This window comes from Brevibacillus sp. HB1.2 (assembly GCF_013332495.1).
GTDB lineage: Bacteria > Bacillota > Bacilli > Brevibacillales > Brevibacillaceae > Brevibacillus > Brevibacillus porteri.
The window spans coordinates 211,787-234,616 of record NZ_JABMIU010000003.1 but is presented as its reverse complement, the minus strand read 5'-3'; the positions used below and the strand labels follow the sequence as shown (position 1 = coordinate 234,616).

24 protein-coding genes and 1 other annotated feature are annotated in these 22,830 nt (G+C 47.6%); of the genes, 5 read left to right on the top strand and 19 right to left on the bottom strand.

The window, feature by feature from the left end; all coding sequences use genetic code 11:
- Positions 1-383: 383 nt before the first annotated feature.
- From sat to HPY28_RS09180, 5 genes are all read right to left on the bottom strand, one after another.
- Positions 384-1,523 carry a sulfate adenylyltransferase gene (gene sat, locus HPY28_RS09200; protein ID WP_017251038.1) on the bottom strand — a complete coding sequence of 380 codons (1,140 nt, stop codon included), beginning with the start codon at positions 1,521-1,523 and terminating at the stop codon, positions 384-386.
- Positions 1,505-2,206 (bottom strand): phosphoadenylyl-sulfate reductase, encoded by a 702-nt coding sequence (locus HPY28_RS09195; RefSeq protein ID WP_174225738.1) that lies wholly within the window; start codon positions 2,204-2,206, stop codon positions 1,505-1,507. The genes sat and HPY28_RS09195 overlap by 19 nt, the downstream gene beginning before the upstream one ends.
- Positions 2,207-2,390: 184 nt before the next feature.
- Entirely contained in the window at positions 2,391-2,633 is a 243-nt protein-coding gene (locus HPY28_RS09190; protein WP_173622367.1) for a hypothetical protein, read from the bottom strand.
- 161 nt (positions 2,634-2,794) lie between these two features.
- Positions 2,795-3,031, bottom strand: coding sequence for a hypothetical protein (locus tag HPY28_RS09185; protein ID WP_017251034.1), 237 nt, complete (start codon positions 3,029-3,031; stop codon positions 2,795-2,797).
- A 338-nt stretch (positions 3,032-3,369) separates the two neighbouring features.
- Complete coding sequence (locus HPY28_RS09180) at positions 3,370-4,284, bottom strand: R2-like ligand-binding oxidase (protein ID WP_256437593.1); 915 nt, start codon at positions 4,282-4,284, stop codon at positions 3,370-3,372.
- A 192-nt stretch (positions 4,285-4,476) separates the two neighbouring features.
- Here HPY28_RS09180 and HPY28_RS09175 point away from each other — a divergent pair, with 192 nt between their 5' ends.
- On the top strand, positions 4,477-5,163 hold the full coding sequence (locus HPY28_RS09175; protein ID WP_017251032.1) for a helix-turn-helix transcriptional regulator: 687 nt from the start codon (positions 4,477-4,479) through the stop codon (positions 5,161-5,163).
- Positions 5,164-5,296: 133 nt separating this feature from the next.
- Here HPY28_RS09175 and rplT read toward each other — a convergent pair whose 3' ends face one another.
- From rplT to HPY28_RS09125, 10 genes are all read right to left on the bottom strand, one after another.
- Positions 5,297-5,656, bottom strand: a complete 360-nt coding sequence (gene rplT, locus HPY28_RS09170; protein ID WP_007728568.1) for a 50S ribosomal protein L20 — start codon at positions 5,654-5,656, stop codon at positions 5,297-5,299.
- A gap of 91 nt (positions 5,657-5,747) precedes the next feature.
- Positions 5,748-5,945 carry a 50S ribosomal protein L35 gene (gene rpmI / locus HPY28_RS09165; RefSeq protein WP_017251031.1) on the bottom strand — a complete coding sequence of 66 codons (198 nt, stop codon included), beginning with the start codon at positions 5,943-5,945 and terminating at the stop codon, positions 5,748-5,750.
- A gap of 30 nt (positions 5,946-5,975) precedes the next feature.
- On the bottom strand, positions 5,976-6,479 hold the full coding sequence (gene infC / locus HPY28_RS09160; protein WP_035291699.1) for a translation initiation factor IF-3: 504 nt from the start codon (positions 6,477-6,479) through the stop codon (positions 5,976-5,978).
- 263 nt (positions 6,480-6,742) lie between these two features.
- Entirely contained in the window at positions 6,743-7,762 is a 1,020-nt protein-coding gene (gene moaA, locus HPY28_RS09155) for a GTP 3',8-cyclase MoaA (protein ID WP_017251029.1), read from the bottom strand.
- A 212-nt stretch (positions 7,763-7,974) separates the two neighbouring features.
- Complete coding sequence (locus HPY28_RS09150; RefSeq protein ID WP_174230453.1) at positions 7,975-10,029, bottom strand: methyl-accepting chemotaxis protein; 2,055 nt, start codon at positions 10,027-10,029, stop codon at positions 7,975-7,977.
- Between the two features lie 134 nt (positions 10,030-10,163).
- Positions 10,164-12,077, bottom strand: coding sequence for a threonine--tRNA ligase (thrS, locus tag HPY28_RS09145; RefSeq protein ID WP_017251027.1), 1,914 nt, complete (start codon positions 12,075-12,077; stop codon positions 10,164-10,166).
- Between the two features lie 58 nt (positions 12,078-12,135).
- Positions 12,136-12,371, bottom strand: a binding site (T-box leader).
- A gap of 25 nt (positions 12,372-12,396) precedes the next feature.
- Positions 12,397-13,317 (bottom strand): putative sporulation protein YtxC, encoded by a 921-nt coding sequence (gene ytxC, locus HPY28_RS09140; protein ID WP_017251026.1) that lies wholly within the window; start codon positions 13,315-13,317, stop codon positions 12,397-12,399.
- 180 nt (positions 13,318-13,497) lie between these two features.
- Positions 13,498-14,604 (bottom strand): cyclic dehypoxanthinyl futalosine synthase, encoded by a 1,107-nt coding sequence (gene mqnC, locus HPY28_RS09135; RefSeq protein WP_173622364.1) that lies wholly within the window; start codon positions 14,602-14,604, stop codon positions 13,498-13,500.
- 146 nt (positions 14,605-14,750) lie between these two features.
- Positions 14,751-14,975, bottom strand: a complete 225-nt coding sequence (locus tag HPY28_RS09130) for a hypothetical protein (protein ID WP_007728577.1) — start codon at positions 14,973-14,975, stop codon at positions 14,751-14,753.
- Positions 14,976-15,097: 122 nt separating this feature from the next.
- On the bottom strand, positions 15,098-15,529 hold the full coding sequence (locus HPY28_RS09125) for a hypothetical protein (protein WP_173622363.1): 432 nt from the start codon (positions 15,527-15,529) through the stop codon (positions 15,098-15,100).
- A 188-nt stretch (positions 15,530-15,717) separates the two neighbouring features.
- On the opposite strand from HPY28_RS09125, the gene HPY28_RS09120 reads away from it, so the two are divergent.
- Positions 15,718-16,284 carry a YqaA family protein gene (locus HPY28_RS09120; protein ID WP_017251023.1) on the top strand — a complete coding sequence of 189 codons (567 nt, stop codon included), beginning with the start codon at positions 15,718-15,720 and terminating at the stop codon, positions 16,282-16,284.
- 52 nt (positions 16,285-16,336) lie between these two features.
- Here the strand turns inward: HPY28_RS09120 and HPY28_RS09115 are convergent, their stop codons facing one another.
- Genes HPY28_RS09115 through HPY28_RS09105 form a run of 3 tightly spaced genes read right to left on the bottom strand, consistent with a single transcriptional unit; the run spans position 16,337 to position 20,129 of the window.
- The gene (locus tag HPY28_RS09115; RefSeq protein ID WP_174230452.1) at positions 16,337-18,148 is read right to left on the bottom strand and encodes an acyl-CoA dehydrogenase family protein; all 1,812 of its coding nucleotides are present in this window, start codon (positions 18,146-18,148) and stop codon (positions 16,337-16,339) included.
- Positions 18,145-19,716: a class I adenylate-forming enzyme family protein gene (locus HPY28_RS09110; protein WP_174230451.1), complete on the bottom strand. Its 1,572-nt coding sequence runs from the start codon at positions 19,714-19,716 to the stop codon at positions 18,145-18,147. The genes HPY28_RS09115 and HPY28_RS09110 overlap by 4 nt, the downstream gene beginning before the upstream one ends.
- On the bottom strand, positions 19,713-20,129 hold the full coding sequence (locus HPY28_RS09105; RefSeq protein ID WP_017251020.1) for a MerR family transcriptional regulator: 417 nt from the start codon (positions 20,127-20,129) through the stop codon (positions 19,713-19,715). The genes HPY28_RS09110 and HPY28_RS09105 overlap by 4 nt, the downstream gene beginning before the upstream one ends.
- Positions 20,130-20,298: 169 nt before the next feature.
- On the opposite strand from HPY28_RS09105, the gene HPY28_RS09100 reads away from it, so the two are divergent.
- The 3 genes from HPY28_RS09100 to HPY28_RS09090 all read left to right on the top strand — a co-directional run bounded on the left by HPY28_RS09100 (position 20,299) and on the right by HPY28_RS09090 (position 21,650).
- Entirely contained in the window at positions 20,299-20,721 is a 423-nt protein-coding gene (locus HPY28_RS09100) for a cell wall hydrolase (RefSeq protein WP_017251019.1), read from the top strand.
- A gap of 32 nt (positions 20,722-20,753) precedes the next feature.
- Complete coding sequence (gene gerQ, locus HPY28_RS09095; protein ID WP_174230450.1) at positions 20,754-21,206, top strand: spore coat protein GerQ; 453 nt, start codon at positions 20,754-20,756, stop codon at positions 21,204-21,206.
- Positions 21,207-21,332: 126 nt separating this feature from the next.
- Positions 21,333-21,650, top strand: a complete 318-nt coding sequence (locus HPY28_RS09090; RefSeq protein ID WP_174225730.1) for a hypothetical protein — start codon at positions 21,333-21,335, stop codon at positions 21,648-21,650.
- Here HPY28_RS09090 and HPY28_RS09085 read toward each other — a convergent pair.
- Positions 21,647-22,789 carry a DUF2087 domain-containing protein gene (locus tag HPY28_RS09085; RefSeq protein WP_174225729.1) on the bottom strand — a complete coding sequence of 381 codons (1,143 nt, stop codon included), beginning with the start codon at positions 22,787-22,789 and terminating at the stop codon, positions 21,647-21,649. The genes HPY28_RS09090 and HPY28_RS09085 overlap by 4 nt on opposite strands.
- Positions 22,790-22,830: the final 41 nt, after the last annotated feature.

Genomic DNA, 22,830 nt, shown 5'->3' with positions numbered 1-22,830 from the left:
CCTACTACCTGCAAGGCAAGTTTCAGCAAAACGGCTCAGAGGTGAGCAATGCGACATACCCTATACCCGTTTCTCAGCATCAGGGCTCTCTGTAAAAGGGGTAACGCGCACCATCCTCGTCATGGCCTACTATTAAAACAATATTTTCAATATTGTTGTTGTCAGAATAAAGTGTTACGTCTGATTATAGCTAGGCACCTAGGGGGTGTCAACGAAAACAAAAAGATTTTACTGGACTTTCGTCCGAACGAATGCTCAGTTGGAAATGGCTTTACAGCGCGGTTTTTGCGTGAAAGCGGATACAAGAAAAAGAAAACTCGTCCAGTTTTTGCATCGGAAAAAGAACGGCATTGCCGTCCCTCTCCTGCTTTTTCGGTTCCGTTTTATTGCGGGGATTTCAATCCCTCTATCAAAATCGTTGCGACTTCCGGACGTGTAAATTCCAGAGGTGGCGTGATCCCGTTTCTCAACATTTCCCTCACTTTTGTTCCCGATAAGGTCATATGAGATTCTTTGTCATGCGGGCACGTTTTGGTCGTTGCCATCCCTTGGCATGCCTTGCAGTAAAAGCTGTGCTCAAAAAAGAGCAGCTGGATACCGAGCTCACCTGGGACAAACTCGGAAAAGATGTGTTGCGCATCATACGTGCCGTAGTAATCACCTACCCCTGCGTGATCGCGGCCGACGATAAAGTGTGTACAACCGTAATTTTTTCGTACCAATGCGTGGAAGACCGCTTCACGCGGACCTGCATATCGCATGGCAGCCGGAAAAGCGCCGAGCAATACACGGTTGTGCGGATAATAATTTTCGAGAAGGGCGAGATAGCTTTTCATTCGTACTTGTGCAGGAACATCGTCTGATTTCGTTTCCCCCATCAATGGGTTGAGAAAAAGACCATCGACAATCTCTAATGCCGCCTTTTGAATATATTCATGCGCCCGGTGAACGGGATTGCGCGTTTGGAAACCAACCACCGTTTGCCAGCCATTTTCTCGAAATCTTTCTCTCGTTTCTGCCGGCGTCAAATACAAATCAGAGAAGCGCTCAGGCTTAGGCTTTTGCAGTATTTCTACAGGCCCACCCACGTATAGGTTTGGCTTTTCAAACAGCTTTTTCACACCAGGGTGAGCGAGATCCACCGTGCGAAAAACGAGCTCTGCCTCACGCATTTTATCTGGCACAAAGCAGCTTTTCACCTGCAAAATCGCATAGTCCACTCCATCTTCCCCACGTAACAGAATACTGTCGCCGGGTACAAGATCGTCGTGCTCATCTGCATCGACAGCCAATGTCACTGGCAACGGCCAAACCGTTCCATTGGCTAGACGCATCGTTTCCACGACCGTGTGGTAATCCGCCTCTTCCATGAATCCAGCCAGCGGCGAAAATGCTCCGATAGCAAGACATTCGATGTCCGACAGGGTCCATTTGTCCACGATAATGGCCTTTTTGATCCCGTGCGGCAAGATGGTTTGCTTCACATCTTTCCCTCCTGCACTGTTCATTTGTGCAGACCGCATTCGGTCTTTTCGAAGCCAGCCCACCGTCCCGACCGAGAATCTTGGCCAGGCATGACAGCGCGCGTGCATACTCGGCAGCCAATGCTTGGATAGTTTCGGTCGTGCAATGGATTGTAAGGGACATCATGCGCATGGATATATTCCCACACCTGGGCCTCCGTCCAATCTGCTAGCGGATTGAATTTTACCAGGTTGAATTTTTCGTCCCACTCCACTTTTTTGGTATTTGCTCGGGTAGGTGATTGCTCGCGGCGAATGCCCGTAATCCACGCCTGATAGTTGGACAGGACGCGCTTTAACGGCTCTACCTTCCGAATCTCGCAGCAAAGATTCGGTTCCCTCTCCCACAGTTTGTCTCCGTGTTTTTCTGCCTGCTCGGCTAACGTCAACTGTGGCTGCACTTGAATAAATGTCGTGCCGTATCTGGCTTGCAGCTTGTCACGCGTATCATACGTTTCAGCAAAATGAATGTTGGTATCGAGGTAAAATACAGGAATAGTGGGAGCCAATTTGTGCAGCATGTCGATTAAAATGACATCTTCAGCGCCAAAGCTGGCAGCTAGGATTAGACTGGCTGCATAGTTTTCCACGGCGTTCACAAGCACGTCCTGCGGCGCTTGACCTTCCAGTCGGCTTGCCCATTCCTGTATTTCCTCATCCGCCATTTTCTGGCGATTGCTCATCAGCGAAGCTCCTCTCTTGCTAGGATTCACCCACCATCATATGCCTAGTGACTGGAAGTGGCGCATCGTCCACCTATATCCAACTCGCCCAAACCAAACGGTCACATCCACTTTTATGAAAAACGTCGAGGCGTTTTTCACAGAAAAAAAGCCGCCAGACAGGGTCTGACAGCTTTCTGCTGCTTTATTTTTCATCTTTTTCGTTTACAGCCGGGGCGAAAATAAACGAAGGGCCGATTTGTTGCGTCTTTTTGGCATCGGTTACTTGAACCGTTTGAACGGTTGGTATCGCATATGAACCAGGGCTTACGAAGGAAGGCGGCACCGAGTAAGAATCATCCTTGTCTTTCGCAAACGCTCCTGGCACGAACATCGCTGAACAGACTATCGCTGTTACACCCATCATCATCCATTTTTGTTTTCTCATCTATGTCTCTCTCCCTATCCAATGTTTTCCTGTACGCTTTTTATTGTATGGCATTGGGGAGTCTGCTCGACACGGACGAAAGATTGTTTTTTTCTCAGACTTGAGGATTACATCCATTTTATTCCAAACAAAAAGCATCCTGTACGGATGCTTGAAGCCCATTAGTTTTCTTCTTTTTCGTTTACAATTGGAGCGAAAGTAAACGCACTTCCTGCTGTTTGCTTGCCTGCTACCGCATCTGTTTTCTGGACTACTGGAGCCGAGTACGGACCAGGCGCGAAGATAGAAGACGTCACGGAATATGAGTCATCTTTGTCTTTGGCAAACGCCCCTGGCACGAACATCGCTGAACAAACAACTGCTGTAATTCCCATCATCATCCACTTTTGTTTTCTCATTTTGATCTCTCTCCCTATCCAATGTTTTCCTCTTATGGCCTTATTTTAAGGGATCAGCCAAGCTATATACCACGGACGGGAGGTTGTTTTTTGCTCAGACCTCGGGCGGATTCTGCTTTAGGACCAGGGCCCAGTTCTGTAAGCAACGACTCGCCTCAAAACGAATAAGCCGAGTTCGGGCAGCCTCAGAACCAGCCGTCAATACAGACAACCACTTTCGAAGTTGTTGGTCAACCATTTATCGATGCCCCAATCCAAGTCAAAGTGGATCTATAGGCATGAAAAAAAGCACCCGTTGTGGATGCTTTCGCCGTCGAATACGTTCGATCGCTTTTTTCTTACACATCGATCATTGTTCTTGTATGCTTATACAGTTCTTCCATCGTCTGCCCTTTTGCTCGGGCAAGTACCTCCATGCGCACACTCAATTGCTTTTTCGCAAACTGCTGCAAATCAGCGACCTTCACTCCGAATGCACTCACCCCTTGTGGGTCATCCATCCAGTCGTACAGATGACTTGCCATTGGAGCCAGCTCATCCATCTTTTTGGCAATGACATCGTAAATATGGGGATGCTCACAGATCAATCGCTGCAGCAGAAATGTTCCGTAGCTAATGTGCCGCGATTCGTCTGTCTTCAAATACCCAATTCCTTGCATTAAACCAGGCATGAGCCCCGTTTTGCTGAGTGCTTCGTAAAACGCATAGTAGCCTGTCTCTGCGAGCACGCCTTCCACAAACATGTTGTAGACAGTAGAAGCCTCTGCGATGGCTTCTGGGGATTTATCTGTCAGCAGACGATTGAGGGCATTTGGCAAGATCTCATGGAAAATTCGCTTGTACACATCATCGTGAAAATGATGCAAGTCTCCTGACTCACCGATGTTGTCGAGAACCAACCGGAAAAACTCTGTGTGCTTGGCCTCTTCAAAGAGGAAGGTCGTCAAATACATTTCTTCCTCCAATCGCCCTTCCTCAGCAATAACCATGATCAAAGGCAAAAGATCAAGGGTGACTGCCTCTTCCCCACCCAGAAAACCAGCAATCCGTCCCAAAGTTTCTTCCTTCTGCTCTAGATTCATATTCGCGTAATCTTCGCGGTCTTGCGTAAAATCAATGTCCTGCGGGTTCCAAATGCCGTATCTCTTCGCTTTTTGATACAATTGGTACGGTAGTAGCTCCTGATTCAATCCTTTTTGGCTGGTCGAAACAAAACCATTTCTCATCCCCATCCAACCTTTCTTTTTTCTCATACGCCTTCTATTTCGAATGAATGAAAGAAGTCATGATATTGTTAATTTATACCAATTCCATTCTTTACGCTCAGATCAGCCATTTGATAAAATGAAGGCGCTATAGGTTGATTATAGGTCAAGCTGAACGATCGTTCATATCCCCAAAAATCAGGGGGTGTTCATCACTCAAATGGAGGTGGCAATCACTCCATGGTCAGTCCAGAGCTGAACATGTACATCGATCGAATCGAAGAAACGGCATTTTACGAGGAGAAACTGGTGCTTGCTGTACGTGGCTTCGTGGATCTCTTTCCTTTCATGGGAGCCATTCTGTGCAATTACTCGACGCTCAGTCAAATGGGTGAGGGACTATGGTCGATCCTTGACCAAGAGTTATGCTCCATCCGCGATATACGGGTGGACATGCGCAACATGCCCCTTATCCAGCATGCGATCCGTGAACAGAGAGCCGTACTGCTAGATTCTGAAGCAATCCGTCAATTCCCGCCCAATTTAGTGTACGGCGCCCCTTATGCGCTCATTCTCCCCATCAGCTACGGGCCTAACGTACTCGGCTACGCCGGTATCTCCTGGCATCAGGATGGCTGTTCTGGCATCAACCAACAATTGGTACAATCTTTGAGCGCATACTGTCTGATGCTGGGCAAAGTATTGGCAACCGACTCCCATCGCCCTAAAACCGTCAAGCTCTCACGCCGAGAAGTCGAAGTCATGCAGCGGATTTCATGGGGCGAAAGCGTTAAGGAGATGGCGGACTGGATGGGAATTAGTGAGTTTACCGTGCAGGATTACATCAAGTCCGCCTTAAAAAAGCTCGGTGTGCAAAATCGCGCACAAGGTGTGGCGGACGCCATTCGACAGCGAATCATTTGTTGAATAAAAATAGAAAAAACAACCGAATGTGTTTTCGGTTGTTTTTTTGACTCAAACTGATTTCTACCACTATCTAGACCACAACAAAAAAGCCGCCCTTCCCTCAATCGGAAAGATCGGCTCTTCTATTCAAAAATTAAGCGTTCAGTTTGCTTTTTGCAACTGTTGCCAGTTCGTTGAACGCAGCTTTGTCGTTAACAGCCAAGTCAGCCAGCATTTTGCGGTTAACTTCGATGCCAGCAACTTTCAGGCCGTGCATCAAACGGCTGTAGGACAGACCGTTCATGCGAGCTTGCGCGTTGATACGAGTGATCCACAGTTTGCGGAAATCACGTTTCTTTTGACGACGGTCACGGTATGCATACAGCAGGGATTTCATTACCTGCGCATTAGCGGATTTAAACAGGCGATGTTTGGAACCGAAGTATCCTTTCGCCAGCTTCAGGATTTTCTTATGACGACGGCGTGTAACAATGCCACCTTTTACTCTTGGCATACTAAACTCCTCCTGGTCTTTCCAGCATGGCGGCCTACTGCTAGGCGCTTAGGGAGCTCATGCTGCGTAATGGTGTGTAATAAAAAATAACTTACAGGTAAGTGAGCATTTGCTCAATGCGTTTTTGATCGCCTTTGGAAACGAGTGCAGCTTTACGCAGGTGGCGTTTTGCTTTAGTCGTTTTGTTAGCGAACAAGTGGCTACCAAATGCGCGGTCGCGCTTCAATTGGCCGCTTCCAGTCTTTTTGAAACGTTTCGCAGCAGCCTTGTTGGTTTTCATTTTAGGCATCTGAAAAATCCTCCTGTCTAAACTACTATCTTACTTTTCCGCTTTCGGAGCCAGAATCATGATCATGCTGCGGCCCTCGATCTTCGGCTTGCGCTCAGGCGTAGCGAGATCTTCACACTGGGCAGCTACACGTTCCATAACGCCTAGTCCAATTTCGGAGTGGGTGATTTCACGTCCACGGAAACGGATCGTACACTTCACCTTGTGTTGATCCTCCAAGAACTTGCGGACGTTGCGAAGCTTTGTTTGAAAATCGTGTTCCTCGATGTTAGAAGAAAAACGCACTTCTTTCAGCTCGATGATCTTCTGGTTTTTTCGTGCTTCTTTTTCCTTTTTCGCCTGCTCGTATTTGAACTTTCCATAGTCCATGATACGGCATACAGGCGGCTTGGCTGTAGGAGCAACGTTTACCAGATCCAATTCAGCTTCCTGGGCAATGCGCAATGCTTCCCTAAAAGGTACGACTCCCAATTGGCTCCCGTCAGCACCGATTAAACGGACTTCACGGGCACGGATCGCTTCGTTAATTAACATTTGATCCTTGCTAATACTTGCCACCCCCGTCAATTTCGAGAAGGAACAAAAATGTGCGAACGCATTCTGCGCCCGCACATATCTCACCTAAGCAATTTCATCAGATCCGAGGATCTTTGCGTAAGAGTTACCTGTCAACAGTCGTATACGACGTCGACCCAGGTGAGAAGCTGGGCGCCTCTGCTTGTTCTCGAAGTATGAAGTGTTTATACACGCAATTTATATTACAAGGTAGCTTGGGTTTTGTCAAGGCTCATACCTAATTATCCCCCGATATGGGACATTTCGACCTTTTCACGCTGGGCGAGACCAGGCGTTTCACTTAGTCGTTCCTCCGAGTAGCGCACGTCACGCCGCTCCCAGATTGCACGTATCAGCTCGCGAATCTCTTCATCCGTGCGTCCATCGCGGACTGGTTCGCGCAAATCATCTCCAGATGAAGCAAAGAGACAGTTGTACAATTTCCCTTCTGCTGACAAGCGAGCTCGCGTACAAGTGGAGCAAAAAGCTTGGGTAACCGATGAGATCAACCCGATCTCCTGGTCCGATCCCTCATAGCGATAGCGAGAAGCCACCTCTCCATAGTAGTTCGCTTCAGTCGCTACCAACGGCATCTCTGTATGGATCATGCGCACAATTTCACGGGAAGGAACGACTTGATCCAGCCGCCACCCGTTACTGTTTCCCACATCCATGAATTCAATAAATCGAAGGGTGTGCCCTTGCTCACGGAAGTACCGTGCCATCGGCAAAATATCTTGATCATTGACTCCGCGTTGTACCACCATGTTGATCTTGATCGAAAGCCCGGCATCTGCCGCTGCGCGAATCCCTTCCAGCACGGCATCTACCTGATAGCCTCTTCCGTTCAACACCCCAAAGCGCTCATTATCCAAGCTGTCCAGGCTGACCGTCACCCGATCCAGACCCGCTTCTTTTAGTGCTTGCGCATGGCGGGACAAGAGAGAACCGTTAGTCGTCATGGCAATATCTTGAACGCCTTCTACTTCACGTATCATTCGAATCAACTCAGGCAGATTTCTGCGCATTAATGGCTCTCCGCCGGTAATGCGGATTTTCCCAACCCCAAGTGAAGTAAAGATCTGGGTCAAACGGGTAATTTCCTCAAAGGTCAGCAACTTACTTTGCGGCAAAAACTCAAAATCCGGTCCAAAAATTTCGGCAGGCATGCAATAACGACAACGAAAATTACATTTATCGGTGACAGATATTCGTAAATCTCGGAGAGGACGGTTCCGCAAATCAAGCACTTTTTCTGACATAGATGTTCACTCTCCTTTTATCTATATAGGACGAATTTTCCCCTTCATCATTACTATCATATCGCATTTCAACTTAGTACCAGTCTATAATCATAAATCGAAATAGCCAAATTTTCAAACGCAAACAGCACATTGTGTCATAAATGGGACTACTTTTGCAAAAAAAGAGTACGAATACCTCCCGACATTCGTACTCTTTCCGTTATGCATTCTTATATTTTAAACTTACTGATCATTCTTTCCAGTTCACGAGCCATCTGATTCAAGGATTCAAAGGAAACGGCAAACTCTTCCATAGTGGCCAATTGACCATTGGAGGAAGCAGCCAGATTTTCAGCATTGTGCGCTGAAATCCTTGCAATTTGGGCAGTCTCGTCCACAGATGCTGCTACTTGTTCCGATCCGGCAGACATTTGCTCAGAGACAGCAGATACCTCCTGAATTTGATCCGTTATTTGTCGAATTTCTTGTAAGATGCGTTGGAAGGCTTCCCCTGACTCCAGTACAGTAGACAATCCATCCTGAACATCTTGATTGACAGAATCCATCGAGTTGACCGCCATGGTCGTATCTGTTTGGATCTCCTGAATGAGGTTGGCGATTTGCCGAGCAGACTCATCCGATTGTTCAGCGAGTTTTCTTACTTCATTTGCTACGACAGCAAAACCTCGTCCATGCTCTCCCGCACGGGCAGATTCGATGGCTGCATTGAGAGCAAGCAGATTCGTTTGGGAAGCAATTCCTGTAATCACGTCAATGATTTGCACAATTTCTTTTGATCGCTCACCCAATTGCTTGACGACGGATACGGAATGTTCCACAGAGCCACGGATGGAGTCCATTTGCTGGATAGCTTTTTGGATGGACTGGTTTCCTAGCTGCGCTTCATCCGCCGTACATGTAGATGATTCTGAGATGATGGAGGTTGTTTCCGCCACGCGTTGGATGCCGATCGACATTTCTTCCATCGCTCTTGCGGATTCTTCCGCACCTCTGAGCTGATTTTGCGCCCCGCTCGCTACTTCCTGTATCGTGGTAGAAATCTTGTTCGTAGTGTCTACATTGTCTGCCAAGCGAACCGATATGTTGTCTGACGAAGTAGAGAGGGTGTTAACCGCTTTTTGGACTTCCCGAATGAGTCCTTGGATGGATACTTGCATCACCTGAATGCTCTGACCAAGCATGCCGATTTCGTCTTTTCTTTCCAAAAGGTTTTTGGGCAATTCACCGGTAAAGTCACCACGTCCGATCTGCGCAATCTGGTCAACGATAGCAAGCAATGGCTTGGTGAATTTGTGCGAGAAAAGAACGGAAGCGATAACCGCTAATAAAGCAAACAAAAGGCTCAATGCCCCGATGATGAAACCGATTTGATTGGCTTCAGCAGAGAGCTCAGCTTTTTCAATAAACGAAATATATTTCCAGCCAGTTTTTTCTGAAGTAAAGACGTTAGCCAAATACTCGGTATCGTTCATCGTGACCGAAAAGCTGCTTGCGGTATTCTCTGCGATAGCAGCCAATTCAGGAATTTGCGTATCTTTCAGGTTCTTCGAATTGAGCTCGGGGTTCTTGGGATTAGCCAAAATCGTTCCGTCTTTGCCAACCAGCATGAGATAACCCGTTTTCCCGATCTTAATGTCTTTCAAAATATCGGTTAGCCCTTTTAAATTCACATCCAGTCCAACAACGCCCAGTGGTTCACCCTTGTCATCCGCAAGCATCGTCACGTTACTGATCACGAGACTGTTATCGCCCAAATAGAGATACGGATCTGTCGTGATCACTTTTCCGGGATTCCCCATTGGGTTTTTGTACCAATCTCTTGTACGCGGATCGTAATTCGGAATGACATCATCTGTCGGCCACTGTATGTATCCTCCGTACTTGGTCGCTAAATAAATAAATGCAGTATTCGGATGAGAATCGACAAATCGCAGGAAATCTTGAAAAATGGCCGCCTCTACTCCGCCATTTTGCAGTGGCGTATGCTTGGTTTTGGTTGGTTTGTCCATATACGTCGTAATGGTGTTATCTGCACTTTTTAATAAGGGACTGCCTGCTATCAGGTTTACGTTTTCACGAATCGAGTCGAAATGCAAGTTAATCGCATTGTCTACTTGAGCCACTTCTTTTGTCGTGGATTCAATAAAATAAGTCTGGATTCGCTCCTCCATTTTGACATAGACAAATGAGCTAATCACTCCAATCGGGATTAAAATAATGGCAAGAAATGCTGCTATCAGTCTTTGTTTGATGCTTACCCGCATACGTATCCCCCGCAGTTCTTCTTGATGTCCATATCTATAATTACCCTACATCCTTTTCCCGTTCTTTTTTCCAAGTAAACGTATAATGAAAAAAGCCGCCCGAAACTTCAGGGCGGCTCTACTCCTATACGCTATTACTTCATTTCATTGATTTCAGCGCGGATTTTCTCTACAAACGCATCCACTGTCATCGCGCCTTCATCGCCCACTCCGCGTTTGCGGACGGACAATGTACCGTCAGCCACCTCTTTTTCACCGATGACCAGCATGTACGGGATTTTTTCAACTTGTGCTTCACGGATTTTGTAGCCGATTTTCTCATTGCGGCCATCCAACTCTACGCGAATGCCAGCTTGTTGCAGCTTTTCTCTTACTTGTTCTGCGTATGGCATGTGCACTTCGCTGATGTTCATGATGCGTGCTTGAATTGGAGTCAGCCAAATCGGGAATGCACCTGCGTAGTGCTCGATCAGGATACCAATGAAGCGCTCCATGGAGCCGTACATCGCACGGTGCAAGACAACTGGACGATGCTTCTCGTTGTCTTGACCAACATAAGTCAGGTCGAATTTCTCAGGCATTTGGAAGTCCAACTGGATCGTTCCGCATTGGTGACGGCGTTTCAGCGCGTCGGTAATTTGGAAATCGATCTTCGGTCCGTAGAACGCACCGTCTCCGTCTTTGATTTCATAGGCCATACCGAGCTCATCCAACACTGTTTTCAGAGAGCTTTCTGCTGCTTCCCACAGCTCATCAGAGCCCATGGAATCTTCCGGACGAGTGGACAGAGCCACACTGTATTCGAAGCCAAATACCTTGTAGATGCTGTCAATCAAAGTGATCATGCCTTTGATTTCGCTCGCGATCTGATCAGGACGGACAAATACGTGCGCGTCATCCTGGCAGAAGGTGCGCACCCGCAGCATTCCGTTCAATGCCCCGGAGTACTCATGGCGGTGAACTTGCCCGAATTCGGAGTAACGGATCGGCAGGTCGCGGTAGGAATGCATCTCGTTTTTATAGATCAGCATGTGACCTGGGCAGTTCATTGGCTTCAAGGCGTAAGTCGCGTTGTCTACTTCAGAGAAGTACATGTTCTCTTTGTAGTGATCCCAGTGACCAGATTCTTTCCAGAGACGCTCGTTCATGAGGAACGGAGAGCGAACTTCTGTGTATTGTGCCAATTGTTGCAGACGGCGGGAGAATTGCTCCAGCTCGTTGCGAACAGTGAAGCCTTTTGGCAGGTAGAACGGCATGCCTGGCGCTTCCTCGGAGAACATGAACAGTCCCAGTTCTTTACCCAATTTGCGGTGATCGCGCTTTTTCGCTTCTTCGATGAAGTGCAGATATTCATCCATGTCTGCTTTTTTCGGCCAAGCTGTACCGTATACGCGTTGCAGAACTTGGTTTTCTGCTTTACCGCGCCAGTATGCACCTGCTACGCTCATCAGCTTGAATGCTTTGATGAAGCCAGTGGACGGCAAGTGCGGTCCACGACAGAGGTCGAAAAATTCGCCTTGCTCATACAGCGTGATAGTCGCATCCTCTGGCAGGTCGCGAATCAGCTCCAGCTTCAGGTGATCGTTCAGTTCTTGGAAAATCGTAGTTGCTTCTTCGCGGCTTACGACTTTGCGGCGAATCGGCAGGTCTTCCTTCACGATTTTTTCCATTTCCGCTTCGATTTTGCCCAAATCCTCTGGGGAAAGGGAAACCGGAATATCCATGTCGTAGTAAAAGCCATCTTCGATTACAGGACCGATTCCGAATTTCACTTCAGCGCCGTAAATGCGTTTTACCGCTTGAGCGAGCAAGTGAGCTGTACTGTGGCGGTATACTTCCAACCCGTCAGCAGAATCGAGGGTAACGATTTCAATCGCTGCGTCATCTGTGAGTTCTGTGTACAGATCGACAACCTTGCCGTCTTTTTTACCAGCTACTGCCTTTTTCTTCAGGCTAGAGCTAATGGAGCCTGCGATGTCTTCGATAGTAATCCCAGCGTCGTATTGACGAACGGCTCCATCTGGGAAAGTAACATGAATTTGTGCCACTGCGGATTCTTCCTTCCTGTATCTTTTTGGTTGAGAAAATAAAAAAACACTCATCCCAAAAAGGGACGAGTGTGTTCTCGCGGTACCACCCTACTTCAAGTCTGTTCACAAAAACAGACTCCTCATTCCATGTAACGGTATTTAACCGGCATACCGATAGTAAAAGCCTACGCTTCGTTCCCGGCAGCTACTCGAAGGTGGTAGATCAATAACAGTTCGCAGCGAGCTTCCAGCCTGTGGCCCGCCTCTCTAGAGCGTCCTTACTATTGTCCGTGTCCTTCTCATCGTATTTATAAGCGATGTAAAGTTGTTGTTGCTATTATAGTTTAGAGGGATTATTCCCGTCAAGTACACGTCGCTCGGATAGGCAAAGCGAACAAGAGTGGCAAGTAACGAGCCGACTGTCAAAAATACTGCGGATCGTCTGTGCAAGCCCAGGCTTTTCCGAAGCCATATGGAGCACGATACTCTCAGGAGCCAGTGTAACCAAAGCACTGACCAAATAATCCTCGTCCCTGCATTTTTGTTCATCCATGTTCAGAACGGTATCCAACTGTTCAAGCCAAAGACGATCCCCTTTTTTGTCATAAAGATGGAAAGGTTTGTCCACACTAGGAACGACATGAACGACTTCCTGCTTCGTTTCCTGTACAGCGATGAAATAGCGCAACAACTCGACAAACTCTTGGTATTGCTTGTCTTCCAGATATTCATCAATGCCAGTTTCCACGAGCTCGAATAGCTCGTTCCAATGCTCCTGCAGTCGAAACCGGACGAAGCCCAAGACGTTGATCGTTCTCTCCCACTCCAGATAGGTGAAAACTTTGCGATATACGTTTGCCTTGCGTGTCGTAGCTGTTAACAGTTCCCTACCATCAAGCTCGACTTCTTGGCACATGCGTTGAATATAAGGAAAAATCTCTGCCCACTCGTTCTCCATCTGTTCGGCAGCGAGTAAGTCAGCGGCCATTTCTTCCATAATTTTCGGTTCCTTCACCTGAATGACCCATTCGGCTAATGTAAGAGCAACGAAGGCTCTCGCCCACTCGATGGTCTGCGCGTCATACTCAGTCTCACACCAGCTTTGAAAGTAGAACAAGAGGTATCCATTCTCTTCTTGCTCCCTGTATGTAATGCGCACCGGTGCAGTGTTGACCCGCTCCGTCATCTCATTTACGATAGCCCGATACGTGTCACAATGCTCAGGGACATTCTCCAGCAATACGCGAAACGTCTGCATAACCATCCCCCCAACCGCCATTGTAGTTACAGTATATGTCCCGTCAGGAGCGATATACTTTTAAACGGTTGGAAACTCAGGGAAGGTTGCAGGTAAAAAATTCCTGAATTAAAAACCAAAAAATGCTCCCCTGCCGGTTTCCCTTTGTTAGGAGGGGGCAGAGAAGCGTTTGGAGGTTATTTAGTTTTGCATGACAAAATCACGTTCTGACATCTCGCCGTCTTTGAAAACGCGCAGAATGTCATACTTTGTGTTGCGCTGTGCAGGGATTTTGCCTGCGCCGCGAATGAGCTCCAAAATTTGGTTCGTGTTGACCTTGTACGTACATGCCGCTGCGGAAACCACGTTTTCTTCCATCATTGTTTGGCCGAAATCATTCGCTCCGTAAGAGAGGGAAAGCTGACCGTAATGTGGGCCCATCGTCACCCAAGAAGATTGGAAGTTTTCAATATTATCCAGCATGAGGCGGCTGATTGCCAGTGTTTTCAAGTATTCCTCTGGCGTGTTGTTGACTGCCTTCATATTGGTGTTGTCCGGTTGGAATGTCCAGACGATGAACGCTTTGAATCCGCCTGTCTCATCTTGGGCATCACGAATGCGCAAAAGGGACAGTACGCGCTCCTCCATCTCTTCCCCAAAACCGATTACCATGGTAGCAGTACCAGGCAACCCTGCACGGTGTGCGGCTTTTTGGGTGTCAATCCATTCAGTCCAAGAGCCTTTCAATCGGGAAATCTTCCGACGTGTACGATCGTCGAGGATTTCGCCACCCGCTCCTGGCAAGGAATCGAGACCCGCTGCCTTCAGCTCTTTCAGCACTTCCTCGACAGACATGTTGGAAACTTCCGCGATTTTCATCACTTCCGCTACAGACAGAGAGTGCATCGTAATCTGCGGGAAGCGCTGCTTGATCGCGCGCAACAGGTCGGTGTAATAATCCAGCTTCAGATCCGGATTGGTACCGCCTTGCATCAAGATTTCCGTACCGCCTACGTCTACGGTCTCTTGAATTTTTTCGAAAATAGTCTCTCTGGGTAGAACGTATCCTTCCGAAGAGCCTGGCGCTCGATAAAAAGCACAAAATCGGCAATAGGTGTCACATACGTTCGTGTAATTGACGTTGCGGCTAATAACAAAAGTCGCAATCGGTTCTGGATGATGCTTTTGCATGACCAGATTGGCGTAATGTCCGATCTTTTCGATTTCATTGCTCGCAAACAAAGCCAGACCATCTTCAAGACCCAGACGTTCACCTGCGAGAGCACGTTCCAATATAGAATCGATCATAAGGATCACTCCTTGTACCATACGTAAATTCCATCCCACATCATATCACAATACCGGGACATCGGCTATAGCCCGAGGTGCTGGCAGATTCGCTGCCATACGCGAAAAAACCCTGCTAGAGACAGGGCTTGGAATCGCCATTATTCTTATTGTTCTTCATATCCGATCTGTTCGTATACTTCTGGCTCCCAGTAAATCACCGTTTGCGCGAGTGGCAAATTCGTTTCGCGCGCTCCGTTTGGTTGGCCATTAAAATAAATGATTTCTGTTATGGATACCCGATCACCACGTACGTCAATTTCCCCTGACAATTGCAAGTTAGTCCCGTTTGGCGCATAGAAAACGACTTTTCCCGAACCCAATGTTTTCATTGGTTCCTCCCATGATGTTTGTCCTGTTTCCCTACATTTTAGTGGATAATCTTTCCTAGCGTCAATGAAAAAACAAGGACTTCATTATCAATATTCGACCTAGGATAAGCTCATTGGACCACTCATTTTGAAACTGTTTGGATAACTTGATGATGATTCCGATTAAAATATGCCTTCGATTGTTTGTTGTGGGTCACAACCAAAAGAAGAGTTACATACACGATTGCAATCAAGAAAGCTCCGTTGCTTATATCCAGTAAAATCGCCAGACTTATGCAGACAATCGCCGACTTGAGAAACCTCATCTGTATGAAGATGAACAATAAAGTCGTGATGATCAGCGGAAGCATTAATCTTCCTTGCATTCTTCCTAACACATAGCTTTGATCTAACATATCTTCTGGCATAGTCACAACGCTGAAAACCATTTTACTGGCCCAGTGATTCAAGTTCATCGGATCTACCTGTGAAACCACAAAATATAGTCCCCCCAATACGATGACTTGCAACAGCATTAACCCTTGAATAACTTTGATTGATAATGGCATTTTCATGTAAAAGATATCCCTTTCGTAATGACTTCCATACCAACTTATCTTCGGGATATTTTGGAAACCAATTGATGGGCCAATCTTCCTATTTCCTTAATTTCCCTCTCGACATCCACCTTCAGTTGTGGTCTTTCTTTGGACAAACTGGCATAGGATAGCTACAATAGAAAAAACCTTCTAAGGAGATGCTCATGCTCGAACATATCACACAGCTATTCATGCAATATGGGATGTGGGGACTTGTTGCCATGGCATTTTTGGACTCATTTATTAGTCCGATTCCTCCGTTTTTTATGCAAATTGCGATGAGTCTGCTCGATCCAGGCTCAGCGATTCAGTTTGCAACAGTAGCCTTTACTGCTTCCGTCCTCGGCGCTCCCATCGGATTTTTGTTGGGGAGATGGCTAGGAAAACCACTTTTGCACAAGCTTCTCCCTGAAAAATGGGTGATCGTAGCGACGGAAAAATTCGCAAAAAACGGGGATGCTGCCGTACTGATCGGAGCTTTTACCCCCATTCCTTTCAAGGTTTTCACTGTGCTCTCCGGCGTATTCAATTACTCGCTGACCAAGCTCATGTTTTATGCGATCATCGGGCGGGGATTGAAGTTTTATTTGATTGGCACCTTGTTTTATTTATATGGAAAACACGCCAAGGTTCTGATCGATGAATACTTTGAGATCACTCTGCTGGCGGTCGCAACAGGGGTTGCTGCGATCTGGTTCATTTGGAGTATGCGCCGCAAGCGGTATGCGTAAAAATCAAAAGCGCCTTCGCCACCTCAACAAGTGGTCTAAAGGCGCTTTTTGATTATCGGGTCGGAACAATAGCGGACTGTTGGGTCCACTCTTCTACGCTGACAGACTGATACTCCATCAGTTGGGTAAAGAACTGTACATCCAGCAAAGAATCGGCTTGAATCCCCCGTTTTTCTTGTGAATGGAAATGCTTTTCGGCATACAGCTTTGCCAAAATGTATTTTCGCGCATTTCCCTCCCCGGTCACCTGATCCTCTGCTTCACTGACGATGCATGATAAGGTGTACAAATCTACCATATGATCCGCGAGCGTTTTTAATTTATACGTTAAATAATCGTGGGTCTGTTGCATGAGATAGGCGATATTCTCCTCCAGGATGGCCAGTTCTGTCCGAATCAACTCGGCATACGGCTGCGAAAAGGCATGCTTCCAGCCAGCTATGCGCTCCCGAAGCAATCTGCAATACACTTCGTGGCTGTTTTCTTTTTGCATCACACGCAAAATATCGAGTGCGAGTATATTCGAGGTGCCTTCCCATACGGTCAAAACTTGCGCATCACGCAATAGACGCGGCGTCACGTACTCCTCGATATAACCGTTACCGCCATGAATTTCAATTGCGGTATGGGTCGATTCGACAGCCTCTTCCCCTGTGCGGTATTTCAGCAAAGGAATCAGCAGGCGAGCAAGCGCGTTATCCTCTTTGCTAGCGGAATTAGACTGCAAGCGATCATAAACAGCAATCATATCAAACACCGCACCCGTGCTCACCTCCGTATCCAAAAAGAGGCTCACCAGCATTTCTTTTACCATCGGGTACTGATCGATTGGCTTCCCGAATGCACGACGTTGCTCGGCATAATACCTCGCTTCATAAAAAGCTCGACGCATGATCCCAATCGAAGCAATCGCGTTGCAAATGCGAGAGAGGTTCAGGGCTTCTGCCATGTACTTGAAGCCGTTCTCCGGCTCCCCGATCAAATAGCCCTCTGCCCCGTTCAACAGTATCTCCGCAGATGGTACGGCGTTAACGCCCAGCTTATCTTTTAGGCGGCGGACCTGAATGTGATTGCGTTCGTTGTCAGGCTTTATCCAAGGCACCAAAAACAGTCCGAGCCCTTTTGTCCCCGTTTTCTCTTCATCGATTCTCGCCAAAACAGTGGCAACAAATGCGCCAGCATTGCTCGCAAAAAACTTTTCTCCTGTCAATCGGTACACACCCGGCCGGTCTGCTACTGGCTCTGCTACAGTCAAATTCGCACCGACATCCGAACCGCCCTGTCTCTCTGTCAGCCAAGTAGCTCCTTCATACAAGCGAGTACGATCGCGAGAGGTCAGTCCTGTCAGGTACTGCTCCTTCTGTTCTTCGCTGCCGTAACGATCAATCAAATAAGCGGCTGACATCGACAAGGTGACAGGGCAATAGAAACCCGGCTCAGACTGACTCACGAGATAGCCCATGAAAAAGGAATAGCTGTACGGCGCTTTTCTCCCCAACTCAGGAATGTCTTGATACAAGTAGCTGACGATGCCTGCTCTGTAAACTTCTGCTACTGTTTCCTTGTAGCCTTCATTGGTAATGATCTCAGAAATATCCTCACCCAGCCGATTGTACTTGCGCAATCTCGGCTTGCCTTCTCTGTCTGTATAGGCGGCACGCTCATCGATGGGGCCTGCCACTTGCGCCCCTAGCCAGCTCAACTGCTGTCTGGCCCATTCATGCATGGAAGCAGGGAGATAGCGTTGTAGCAAGTAATCGAGGTTAGGATCTGCTTTGAAAAAGTTTTGTGCCTGTGGCGTACGCGGGTGCGGGATGTTATCGCTGTATGTTCGCTGATCAATGCTCGTTTGCAAATCACTCATCGCAGTTCCACTTCCTTTTGGGAACTGACATCACGTAGTACATGCTTCAGGACTTTTCCGCTCGTGTTCCGCGGCAATGAAGGAACGATATTCACCTGTCGCGGGAGCTTGTAATCGGCGAGATGACCACGCAAAGAGCCTTGGATTTCTTTTAGCCAATCTCGATTGGTATCGACTCCTGGTTTCAGTACCACATAGGCCGTAACCGTCTCACCCCACTCAGGATGCGGCAAACCTACAACAGCTACCTCACCAATCGACGGATGACGCTCTAACAATTGCTCGATTTCCTTGGGGTAGACGTTTACCCCGCCCGTAATCATCACGTCTTTTTTGCGATCAATCATCCACAGAAATCCATCCTCATCCACGCGTGCAATATCGCCTGTGTACACCCAACCATCCCTTATGGTTTCTGCTGTCGCCTCCGGATTGTTATAGTATCTTTTCATTGTCCCTTCTCCGCGCAAGCGAATTTCGCCCGCTTCGCCACTGGCGCATTGCTCTCCTCGCTCGTCAACAACCTCCATTTCGACGAACAATACACCACGATTTCCTATACTGCCGATTTTGTCCGGATGCTCTCGGTGTAAGAGGCACATTCCAGTCGGCCCTGCCTCCGTCAAGCCGTAGACGCACGCCAGTTTATCGCGTCCATATGCTTCTTCCATAAGCGAAGCCATCTCTTTGGACAGCGGAGCCCCGCCATACATCCAATATTCGATCGAAGACAAATCGTACGCCGTAAACTCTGGGTGCTTCATCGTCAGCAAATACGCCACTGGCGCTCCGAAGAAATGCGTAATTCGATGCTGCTGCACCAAATCCAAGAGAAGCTGCGGCGAGAAGGTCAGGGCCATTACCTGGGTGGCGCCAAGCATGAGCCCTGCAATGAAAAAGAGATGGAGGGGAGCCGAATGACTCAGCGGCATCAAATGCAAAATTCGCGAACGATGTGTCATCGTCAGTTCAATCGACATCATCTTCGCGACAGTCAACAAGCTTCTATGTGTATAGAGCACCCCTTTAGGGCGTCCAGTCGTGCCAGATGTATACAGGATACTAACCTCGCTATCTTCGTTCATGTTCGCCAAATACGGCTGCGAAGAAAGCGTATTCATTTTTTCGAAAGACACGTCACTGGCATCCCAGTCAGCGATTCCATGCCAATTCCCTTGGCTCGCACCTGTTTTGATTGCCACAAGCTGTGACGTTTGCAGGACCCACTCATTCACGATAGGCACGAGGGCATCGTGAACAAGAAGTGCCTTTGCTCCGGCATGTTCACATATATGTCGTACTTCTTCTTGGGTTGAGCGCGCATTGATCGGTACGACGAGGGCACCACTGCGAATGACGGCGACGTAAAAAATGGCAAACTCCGGGCAATTGGGCATCAACATGACAACACGATCCCCTTGCTCGATGCCAAGCTCTTGCAAATGGCAAGCCCACTGAGTAGAACGTGTGTCCCACTGGGAAAAGCTGACCTCTACATCTCCTGCAATCAGCGCGGACTTGTCAGGGTATTTCCTTCCGTTTGCTGCGAGCAGAGCTGATACATTCATCGTTTCTCCTCCTCGTTTTCTTCAAGCAATTTTTGTTCAAAGTTTTGCTTGTAGACGAGAATGTCTTCTCTCAGTTGTCGGAGTTCCATGATTTTCTCGTCGATCTCAGCCAGCTTTTGGTTGCCGTACTCAATCGTTCGCAAAAGCTGCGCACGACCTGTACGGTCCTCGTCGAACAGTTCAATCATCTCGCGAATCTGATCCAACGAAAATCCGAATCGCTTTCCTCGCAGAATGAGTCGCAGCCTGGCACGATCCTTTCGGTTGTAGTACCTGCTTCCCTTCTCTGTCCGACTGGGGGAAATCAAGCCGAGCTCTTCGTAGTACCGAATCGTTCTGGTGCTGACATCTAATTGTTGAGCGAGATCAGAAATGGTCCACGATTCTTCCTTCTGTTTTCCTTCTCCGCTCATGTCCAGCGCCCCTTACTAACATTTATAAAATTCTAAATTTACCGAATAAAATGATTGTAACTGCCGTTTACGTAAACGTCAACTTGATGAAAAATTTATCGGGCCAATCACCATATCTATTATTCGCCCATACATTGTTATTGTGATTTTTGTGGAAGGAGGTGAAGCAATGGCCGTCATTAAAGCGAACTCCAGTGATGTCGATATGCTTGCCAGACTGATTCGGGCTGAGGCTGAGGGGGAAGGTGAGTTGGGCATGTTGATGGTTGGCAACGTTGGGGTAAATCGGATTTTAGGGAACTGCCTTGACTTCAAAAACATTCGTAGCATGCGTGACATGGTCTATCAATCTCCGGGAGGATTCGAAGCGGTCCAGAAGCCGTATTTCTATCAACGTGCCAGGGAAAGAGACAAACGACTGGCACAGCGTGCAGTCAATGGAGAGAAAACCCGCCCGGCGAGCAACGCATTGTGGTTCTACCGTCCTGCCGGAAACTGTCCTCCTACCTGGTGGGATCAACAAAACTCCGGTCGCTATAAGGCACACTGCTTCTTCGTTCCAACACCAGCAGATTGTCCACGCGTCTATTAAAAGAATTAGATAGATAAAGGAGCGAGTTCATCATGAGTCAACAAATGCCTTACACTGGTTTCCCTCAACAACAATACGGCTACGACATGTACCCATCCGCCCAGTATCCATACGGTATGCCTCAGCAACAGCAGCAGATGGTTCAGCAGCAGCAACCTCAACTGGTTCCGATGCAGCCAAGCGGATCCTTGATTCCTGGAATGCCCATTACTCCTGGGCAAGTGATGGAAGAATCGTACATCGAAAACATCCTTCGCCTGAATCGAGGCAAAGTCATTACGGTGTACCAAACGTTTGAAAACAACAGCCAATGGAACGCCAAAATTTTCCGTGGTGTCCTCGAAACAGCTGGCCGCGACCACATCATTATCAGCGATCCGCAAACCGGCAAACGCTATTTGCTCCTCATGGTCAACACCGATTACATCACTGCGGACGAAGAGTTGAATTACATTCCGCCTCAGCTTCCAACAGGAGTTCGGTAAGCAACCAAGCACAAAAAGACAGTTTCCATCGGCTATCCCCGGGGGAGAACTGTCTTTTTGACGTTTACACCATTCCATGCTATTAATGAGTGAGAAACACGACCGCTTTGCAAAGGATGAGGAAGAGTGGCATTTGGGATTACACGAGAGGAACTGAACCGTTGGAAGCAAGCCGTTAGTCGAGGCGAATTGGCATTTCTCACCCACTATTGGCTGGACCCACGGTTTCCTGGAATCAAAACCGTTACAAAAGTAGGCTGTGCCAATTATTCGTTACTGACAGACTGGTGCCTTGCCAACGGGCTCGATCCTGTCTACATTCATAACCGAGCACCCTTCCCACATTTTGATTTACTTGGTGAAAAACAAATTCAGATTTTGCATAAGGAAGGTCTGTGGGATCACTTGGAGCGCTTCTGTATGTTGGATGATGGACGAGACTAGGACGGATCTTTTTGCACGTGATAGCCTCGATCACCATATGGCGCCAGCTTTTTCATCCATTTATCTTCGAGTTTTTCCAGTGCATCCTTTCCATCAAAATACGGATGGTCTTTCTTCTCAACCTTCTCTAATACCTCGATTTCAAAAGCGTCCGGACCGTATTTATCCCAGTCTTTTTGCAGCTCACGATTAGGATGTGAGCCATGCTGAAGCATGAACTTTCTACCGTTGATCGTTTTTAGGTTATTCGTGCTGGCGATGAACACTTTGTCATTTTGCTTGTTCTTAATTTGATAAACGCCTGCATCGGTTTCTACTTCCTTGTACATCTGCTTGAGCTCTTGCTTGCGATTCATCTGTTGCGCCCCTCGTTCCTCTCCCTCATTTTCCACTGCGATCCGCCAATATTGACTGCCGTCAGCCTGTCTATCCATCAAACCAACATCGACTAAATATCTCCGCAAGGTCACATAATCGTCGTAGAGACCTTCCAAAATCTCATTCACTTCCCGCTCCGTGTAGAAACGATCGAGCTCAAATTTTTTGGAAATCTCTTCGAGTAAGATGAGTTTATGCTTGTGCTTGCGCGGGAATCGTTCTAATCGACCAGATAGTCCATTCGGCAAGAGTTTCTTTACGATCGCGGCATACTCTGCGGCATCGCCATCTTTCGAGGTATTCTTTTGCTTGCTTGATTTGGCATCGTTGGTCGTTTGATGTTTATCCGTTTCATGCAATAACTCCATCATGACCAGGAACACCTTGGCCTGACGTTCTTTTTCCTTGAGTGCAAAGCGGTGATTACGAATCGTCGATGCACTGCCGATCCCCATTTCATTTTGAACCTCGGCGTCTGTCTTGCCCTGGTAAAAGAGGCGAAGCAAATTAACCTGATGATCAGACAAGCCCGTCAATCGTTTATCCAACTGGCTCAAGTGAGTAAAGACAGAACCGTGCACAGCCTCGATGTGATGGCGCATAAAGCGGGACGCTTCGTACAGGGCACCCTCCACTGGATAAATAATTCCTTTCTCCACCTGTTCCCCACAGAGCAAACACATATAATGTTCGTCTTGTTCGATGTAACCTTGCTTCCATTCTTGAAGGGAAGCGCTCCAAAATGCTTCATGAAGACTCATATATAAACACAACCTTTAATCGTTTGATTTATTATAGATAA